This window comes from Paenirhodobacter sp., from assembly GCF_047600745.1.
In the GTDB taxonomy this organism is placed as follows: domain Bacteria; phylum Pseudomonadota; class Alphaproteobacteria; order Rhodobacterales; family Rhodobacteraceae; genus Rhodobacter.
Window position 1 is genome coordinate 559,057 of the sequence record NZ_JASGKI010000006.1, and the last position, 7,234, is coordinate 566,290.

Consider the following 7,234-nt stretch of genomic DNA (forward strand, 5'->3'; position numbering starts at 1 on the left):
GGAAAGCGGGGGGCTGGCGCGTCCTACCGTGCAAGACCCTGCATCGCACGCGAGATGCCAGCTCAGTGGGGAGGTTTCATGGAGAGCCCCAGATGAGTCATTCCCGCCCGTCGCCGCTGGCCGCATTGCTGCTTGGCACCTGCCTTTCGCTGGCGCAGACCGCCGCAGCCCAGAGCGTTCCCCTCGCCATCCCCGCGCAGCCGTTGCCGCAGGCGCTGGCCGCGCTCTCGGCCCGGAGCGGAGTGCAGGTGTTCTACACCGGCGAAGCGGCCTACCGGCTGCGGTCCAATGCGGTGAACGGCAGCTATTCCGTGGATCAGGCGCTGGCGCACATGCTGGCGGGAACCGGCGTCACGGCCCGTCGGGTGGGGCAGAACGGGGTCACCCTCTCCGCCGCCGGGGACGCCGCGCCGGGCAATGCCGTCACGCTGGACACGATCACGGTGACCGGCAACCCGAACTCCACCATGGGCCTGCCCGGGGAATATGCCGGGGGGCAGGTGGCGACGGGCGGGCAGTTGGGCATGCTGGGCAATCGGGACGTGATGGACACGCCGTTCAGCCAGACGAATTTCACCAACGGGACGATCCGGAACCAGCAGGCCCAGACCCTTCAGGACGTGCTGGCGAATGATCCTTCGGTCGTGACCAGCACACGCAGCGGCGGGAGTTTCTATGAACAGACCACGATCCGCGGGTTTGTCGAATCCGCGGATGAATCCTCCGGCAGCCTGAATGGCCTGATGGGCATGTCGCCGTCACGTTCCGCCGAAATGGATTATATCGAGCGGGTCGAGGTCATGCGCGGGCCGAACGCCCTTTTGAACGGCATGTCCGCCAACGCGAATGGCGGTGTCGGCGGTTCGGTTGCCCTTGTCACCAAGCAGGCCGGGGATGAGCCGCTGACCCAATTGACGACCCGGTTCAATTCGCGCGCGCAACTGGGCGCGCATCTGGATATGGGCCGCCGCTTTGGCGAGGGGAACCGGTTCGGCATCCGGTTCAACGGTGCCTTCCGGAAGGGGGACGGCGCGCTCAGGGACAGTTCGACCGAAGTCGGGTCGGCGGCGCTCAATCTGGATTATCGCGGCGAGCGGTTCCGCTTTTCGGCGGATGTCACGCATCAGTCGGAGGAGTCCAGCCCCGCCAATATGCAATATCTGCTGATCACCGATTTCATCCCCAGGGCGCCGAAGGGCGATGTCAGCTTCCTTCCGCCATGGAGCGAACACCGCGTCGAATCGACAACGGTCATGGCGCGGGGCGAATATGACATTGCCGAAAATGTCACCGCCTATGCCGCCATCGGCAGACAGAAGGCCGATTTCGATTTCCTGTCCCCGATCCTGACCAGTCTGCTGGATCGCGACGGCACCTATGGCGCTCCGGCGGTCTACAATTGGGATTCGGCGACGGAGGTGGTTTCGATGCAGGCGGGGCTGCGGGGAACGATCGCCACCGGGTCTGTGGATCATGCGCTGAGCTTCAATGCCGCCCGCTCGAAGACGGAAGCCAGCCGGGGCGCGGGGTTGGCATGGTATACCCACACCACCAATATCTATGATCCGGTCTTTGACCCCCGCCCCGACGTGCCTGCCGTTCCGACGGAGGGTCGCAATGAATACCGGGTGTCGTCCTATGCCCTTGCCGATACCCTGTCGATGCAGGATGGCCGGATCCAGTTCACCGCGGGCCTGCGCTATCAGGAGGTGAAAAGCGGCGTGATTCTTGCGGACGGCACCCGGCAAAGCGGCGGGTATGACAGCAGCGCCTGGACGCCCTCCTATGCGCTGGTGATCAAACCGGGGCAGAACGTCGCGCTTTATGCCAGCTATATCGAAAACCTGCGGGCAGGGGCCGTGGTGCCCGGCAGTTTCGCGAATGCGGGTGACATTCTCCCGCCCTATGTCAGCAAGCAATACGAAATCGGCGCCAAGGTCGATTGGGGCATGGTCACGACGACGCTGGCGGCGTTCCAGATCACAAAGCCGAACCGGATCATCGTGGCTGATCCCGATGGCGGGTTGCCGCGCCTGACGCCGAATGGCGAGCAGCGCAACCGGGGGATTGAACTGAACGCCTATGGCGCGCCGGTTTCGGGTGTGCGGATGATGGGCGGGATCACGCTTCTGGATGCCACGCTGACGGGGACCGAACACGGTCTTTACGACGGCAACCGGGCCGCAGGCGCGCCGCGTTTCCGCGCGGTTATCGGCGGGGAATGGGACACGCCTTTTGTCGATGGGCTGACCCTGACCGGGCGGGTGACCTATTCCGGCAATCAGGTGGTCAGCAATACGGATGCAGCTCTGAAGATCCCGTCCTATACGACCGTCGATCTGGGCGCGCGGTATACCTTTGCGCAGGATTGGGCAAAGAACCCGGTCACGGTGCGGCTTAATGTCGATAACGTTTTCGACCGGAATTATTGGGCGACGGGTGAAAACGACAGGCTTCAGCTGGGATCGTCGCGCACCGTCCGGCTGTCTGCGACGGTGAATTTCTGACGGCATGGCGCCCGGTTTTTCGGGCGCCTTTCCCCAATCCACGGAATGAGACCTATGGATGAACTTTCGGCCCGTTCGGGGCATGACGTTTCGGCTTTGCTTGAGGCGGTTGGGCGTGTTCGGGCGCAGGTGAGGAAGCGGATCGTCGGGCAGGATGCGGTGGTCGACGAGGTGCTGATGGCGCTGGCGGCGGGCGGGCATGCGCGGCTGGTGGGCGTGCCGGGGCTCGCGAAGACGCTGCTGGTGCGGACGCTGGCGCAGGCCCTGCTGCTGGATTTCCGCCGGGTGCAGTTCACCCCCGACCTGGTGCCCAGCGACATCACCGGCGCCGAGGTGATGGAGGAGGCGGAGGGCCGCCGCGCCTTCCGCTTCATGCGCGGGCCGATCTTTGCCAATATCGTGCTGGCCGACGAGATCAACCGCGCCCCTCCCCGCACCCAGGCCGCGCTGCTGGAGGCGATGCAGGAGCATTCCGTCACCGCCGCCGGCGAGACCATGGCGCTGCCCGAACCCTTCTTCGTGCTGGCGACGCAGAACCCGATCGAGCAGGAGGGCACCTATCCGCTGCCCGAAGCGCAGCTCGACCGCTTCCTCTTCGATATCCGCGTCGGCTACCCCACCGAGGCCGAGGAACTGGCGGTGCTGCGATCCACCACGGGGGCTGCGGGCGAGGCGATCGCCCCGGTGCTCGACGCCGGGCAGGCGCTGGCGCTGCAACGCATGGTGCGCGAGGTTGCCGCCACTGACGAGGCGCTGCGCTATGCCAATGCGCTGGTGCGCGCGACCCGGCCCGAGGCGTCGCCGGTCGATCCGGTGCGGCGCTATGTCCGCTGGGGCGCCGGGCCGCGCGCGGGGCAGGCGCTGGTGCTGGGGGCCAAGGCGCATGCGTTGCTGGACGGGCGCTGGACCATCGCGCCGGGCGACATCCGCCGGGTGGCGGCGCCGGTGCTGCGCCACCGGATCGTGCCGAACTTCGCCGCCGATGCCGATGGCGTCGGCGTGGAACAGGTGATCGCGGCGCTGCTGGCCGAGGTCTCTGCGCCTGTCAGCGGCATCGGGGGGTGACCATGGAGGCGGAGGACGGGCGGCTGCTGGATGCGCTGCGCGGGGTGCGCTGGCCCGCGCAGCGCCCGCCGCGTTTTGCCGCGCCCGGGGCGCATCGCGCGCGTCCGCCCGAGCCCTCGGCCGAGCTCAGCGAGTTCCGGCCCTATCGTCCCGGCGAGGAGGCGCGGTGCATCGACTGGAAGCTGCTGGCGCGCACCGACCGCGCCTTCGTGCGGCTGGCGCCGGGGCATAGCCGGCAGGGCACGATGGTGCTGCTCGGCGCCGGGGCGGGCATGGCCTGGCCCGAGGCGACGCGGGCCAAATGGCGACAGGCGCGGCGGCTGGCGCTTGGCCTCGCCGCCGTGGCGCAGCAGGGCGGCGATCCGGTCGGGCTGATGCTGGTGACCGGATCGGGGGATGTTGCGCAGGTGCCGGCCGGTACCCATGCGCTGGCGCTGCGCCGCATCGCCCGGCAGGCGGCGGAGGCGCTGCCGCAGGGGCGGGTGCGGCTGGCGGGTGCGCTGGCGCAATGCCGGGCGCGGCGGCTGGTGGTGATCGGCGATTTCCTCGATGATGACGCGGACAATGCGGCGCTGATCCGCGGCGCCGCGCAGTTCTGCGCACAGGGCCGCGAGGTGCTGGCCGTGCAGGTGCTGGACGATGCCGAGTTGAACCCGCCGCGCGGGCTCTCGGTGCTGCGCGACCTGCACGACCCCGGTCTGATGCGCAGCCTCGACGGTGCCGCGCGGCGGCAATATCTGGAGAACCTCAATGGGTGGCGCCGGTCGCTTGCGCAGCAATGGCGCGGCGCCGGGGCGCGGTTCCTGACCCTGCGCAGCGGCGCGGATGCCGCGGCAGCGGTGCGCCGCATCGCCGCCGGGCAGGTACAGGACGAGATCGCGGCCGGAGGACGGCCGTGACCCTGCTGTTCCCCTGGTATCTCTGGGCGGCCGGTATGGCCGCTGCCACTGTTCTCGGGTTGCACTGGCTGACGGTGCGCCAGCGCCTGCCGGAGAGTTTTCCCACCTTCCGCTTCGTCCCCGACCGGTTGCGGCAGACCAGCCGACTGCTGCTGCGGCTGAGCGACCGGCGGCTGCTGGCCTGGCGGGTGCTGATGCTGCTGTTGCTGAGCCTCGCGCTGGCGCAGCCGCACTGGATCTGGCCCGGCAGCCGGGCGCGGGTGGTGCTGGTCGATGTCTCGGCCAGCGTGGCACGCGATGCCGGATGGCGCGGGGCCGTGGCCGGGCTGACCCGCGATGCCGATGCGGTGGTCGCCTATGGTGCGGGCGATGCGCCGGAAACGCATGACGCGAGCTTCGTGGACCTGCCGGACGACACGGATCGGGCCGTGACCGGCCAGCTTTCCCCGGCGCTGATCGCGGGCATCCGTGCCGGCGAGGCGCTGCGCGGCAAGGCCGAGCAGGTGGACCTCATTGTCGTCTCTCCCTTCCCGCTGGCCGGGTTCGATGCCGCCACGCAGAAGGTCCGGGCGCTCTGGCCCGAGGCCATCGCCTTGCATCCGGTGTCGTCCGTGGAGCACCCGGCGCATCCGCAGGCCCGCGAGGTCGCCCTGCATTGGGATGGCGATAGCAGCGGTTTCCCGGGTGGGGTTCTCTGGCAGCCCGTTGCGCCCGAAGACCCACAGCCCGCCGGTGCCAATGGCATTCACAGCGCGGCGGCTACGCTGATCGCGCCCTTCGAACGGCACTGGCGGCTGGACCCCGGCGCGGCGGATGTCACGGTGGTGGCGCGCTGGCTCGACGGCGAACCGGCGGCGGTGGAGCGGATCATCGGCACCACCCGCCATACCTGGCTGGGTTTTGCCCTGCCGGATGCGGGCGATGCGACGTTGCGCCCCGCCTTCCGGCGCTTCGCCGACTGGCTCGCCGATCCGGCGCGGCTGCCCCGGACCATGACGTCGGCGTCGCAAGCCGACCTGGCCGCCTTCGCCTCCGCGCCCGTGGCAGATGCGGCGCAGCCCGATCCGGCACAGGCCCGGCGGACATCGCCGCTCACACCCTGGCTGCTGGTACTGGCGCTGCTGATGCTGCTGGCCGAGCCGCTGCTGCGCCGCCGGCTGGCGCGCGGCGAGGATCGCCCCTCCGATGGGCAAGCCGAAGGAGGCCGCGCATGAGCGGTGACGCAATCCGTCCCGACCAACCTGCGGGTGATCCGGCGCAACTGGTCGCCCGCGCCTGCCGCCTGCTGGCTGCCGGCGCATTGGCGAGGGCCTTGCTCTGGGCGATCGGCGCCGCGCTGACCGTGCTGGCGCTCGGCCGGATGGCGCAGGCGGTCCTGCCGCTGTCACCGGCTTGGCTGGCCGTCGCCACCGGCGCGTTTGCCGCTGCCCTGTCGCTGTGGCGCGACCGCCCGGTCCGGCACCGGCGCAACGTGGCCCGCTGGCTCGAAGAGCGCGTCCCCGGCCTGCGCTATGCCCTGCTGACCCTGATGGGCGACAGCCGGGGCGCCCGCACCGAGGCCCTGACGCGGCAGATGCGCCAGGCCATGGCCGAGGCACCGGGCCTTGGCCATCTGGTCCGGCAGCACCTGCGTGCGACTTTGCCGGCACCGGGGGCTGTGCTGCTGGCCGGCGTCCTGCTTCTCGGCCTGCACTCCTTCTTCGGCGGGTCAGTCGGCCCGCGCCCCATCGCGCAGGGCGACGGCTCCGCCACCGAGATCAACCGCTTCCTCGACCTTCGCGGCGAGGTGATCCCGCCGGATTACACCGGCCAGCCCGCCGAGATGCTGGCGGATGTGGACAGCATCAAGGCCCTGACCGGCTCGCGCATCGTGCTGCGTGGAAAGGGTCCGATGGATGGCATCGTGGCAGAACTGCAAGGCGTGCAGGATGTGGCGGTGAAGATGGCGGACGAGGCTGGCAACGCGGAGAACCTGCCCGCCGCACCGCCCGGGACGAGCATCGAAGCCGGTGATGCCGTGGATTCGCCGGCCACCGCGCGACCCTCGCCTGGCGCGGATGAGGATATTGCAGCCGCAGCGGCGGATGCGCCTCCCGTCTCGCCGGAAACGCCAGCCGCCTCGCCTGCGCAAGAAAAGCCCGTGTCTGCGCGCCCTCCGGAACTGCAACAGGACGGCGACGGCTGGCAACTCGTGCTCGACATGTCTGAGGTGCCGCAGGCGCTGCTGCTTCTCGGACCACCGTTTCCGCCGCATCCTGGCGCTGGAGCCGGTGCCGGACCGGGCGCCGGTGGTCTCGCTGCGCCTGCCGAAGCAGGACATGCTGCTCAAGGATGCCAGCGGCATGCTGGAGCTGTCGGCCCGGCTCGGCGACGACATCGGCCTTGCCGGGGCCCGCTTCGAGATCATCGCCGCCTCCGGCGAGGGCGAGGGCAATTTCGAGTTCCGCGAGACCAGCCTCGCAGACACCCGCTTCGAGCCCGGCACCACCTCCGGCGAACTCACCGCGCGGGTGCCGCTGGCCGCCTTCGGGTTGCAACCGGGCGGGCAGTTGTCGATCCGGGCGGTGGCGCGCGACCGCAACAGCCTGACCGGCCCCGGCATCGGCTTGTCCGAGACCCGCACCATCCGCATCGCCCGGCCCGATGACGGCATCGAGATCGACACCGTGCCGCGCCCGCCGGCGGTGGACGAATCGCTGATGTCGCTGCGCATGCTGATCCGCCTGACCGAGCGGCTCGATGCCCGCCGCCCGGAGATGGACC

7 protein-coding genes are annotated in these 7,234 nt (G+C 69.7%); 5 read left to right on the top strand and 2 right to left on the bottom strand.

What is annotated here, in order from left to right; genetic code table 11:
• The first annotated feature begins 92 nt into the window (after nucleotides 1-92).
• From QM789_RS22050 to QM789_RS22065, 4 genes are read left to right on the top strand one after another with little or no spacing between them, the layout of a single operon-like run.
• Nucleotides 93-2,507, top strand: coding sequence for a TonB-dependent siderophore receptor (locus QM789_RS22050; protein WP_420353951.1), 2,415 nt, complete (start codon nucleotides 93-95; stop codon nucleotides 2,505-2,507).
• 54 nt (nucleotides 2,508-2,561) lie between these two features.
• The gene (locus tag QM789_RS22055; RefSeq protein ID WP_420353952.1) at nucleotides 2,562-3,572 is read left to right on the top strand and encodes an AAA family ATPase; all 1,011 of its coding nucleotides are present in this window, start codon (nucleotides 2,562-2,564) and stop codon (nucleotides 3,570-3,572) included.
• Between the two features lie 2 nt (nucleotides 3,573-3,574).
• Nucleotides 3,575-4,471 (top strand): DUF58 domain-containing protein, encoded by an 897-nt coding sequence (locus tag QM789_RS22060; protein ID WP_420353953.1) that lies wholly within the window; start codon nucleotides 3,575-3,577, stop codon nucleotides 4,469-4,471.
• Entirely contained in the window at nucleotides 4,468-5,685 is a 1,218-nt protein-coding gene (locus tag QM789_RS22065; RefSeq protein ID WP_420353954.1) for a BatA domain-containing protein, read from the top strand. The genes QM789_RS22060 and QM789_RS22065 overlap by 4 nt, the downstream gene beginning before the upstream one ends.
• A gap of 170 nt (nucleotides 5,686-5,855) precedes the next feature.
• Here the strand turns inward: QM789_RS22065 and QM789_RS22070 are convergent, their stop codons facing one another.
• Both QM789_RS22070 and QM789_RS22075 read right to left on the bottom strand, forming a co-directional pair.
• Complete coding sequence (locus QM789_RS22070) at nucleotides 5,856-6,164, bottom strand: hypothetical protein (protein WP_420353955.1); 309 nt, start codon at nucleotides 6,162-6,164, stop codon at nucleotides 5,856-5,858.
• 15 nt (nucleotides 6,165-6,179) lie between these two features.
• Nucleotides 6,180-6,791: a hypothetical protein gene (locus QM789_RS22075; protein WP_420353956.1), complete on the bottom strand. Its 612-nt coding sequence runs from the start codon at nucleotides 6,789-6,791 to the stop codon at nucleotides 6,180-6,182.
• Here QM789_RS22075 and QM789_RS22080 point away from each other — a divergent pair.
• On the top strand, nucleotides 6,790-7,234 hold a 445-nt coding region (locus QM789_RS22080), incomplete at its 3' end, for a hypothetical protein (RefSeq protein WP_420353957.1). The two genes, QM789_RS22075 and QM789_RS22080, sit on opposite strands and share 2 nt — an antisense overlap.

Coding starts and splice junctions, on each gene's coding strand:
- QM789_RS22050 (WP_420353951.1), top strand. CDS start 93: ATGAGTCATTCCCGCCCGTCGCCGCTGGCCGCATTGCTGCTTGGCACC.
- QM789_RS22055 (WP_420353952.1), top strand. CDS start 2,562: ATGGATGAACTTTCGGCCCGTTCGGGGCATGACGTTTCGGCTTTGCTT.
- QM789_RS22060 (WP_420353953.1), top strand. CDS start 3,575: ATGGAGGCGGAGGACGGGCGGCTGCTGGATGCGCTGCGCGGGGTGCGC.
- QM789_RS22075 (WP_420353956.1), bottom strand. CDS start 6,791: ATGTCCTGCTTCGGCAGGCGCAGCGAGACCACCGGCGCCCGGTCCGGC.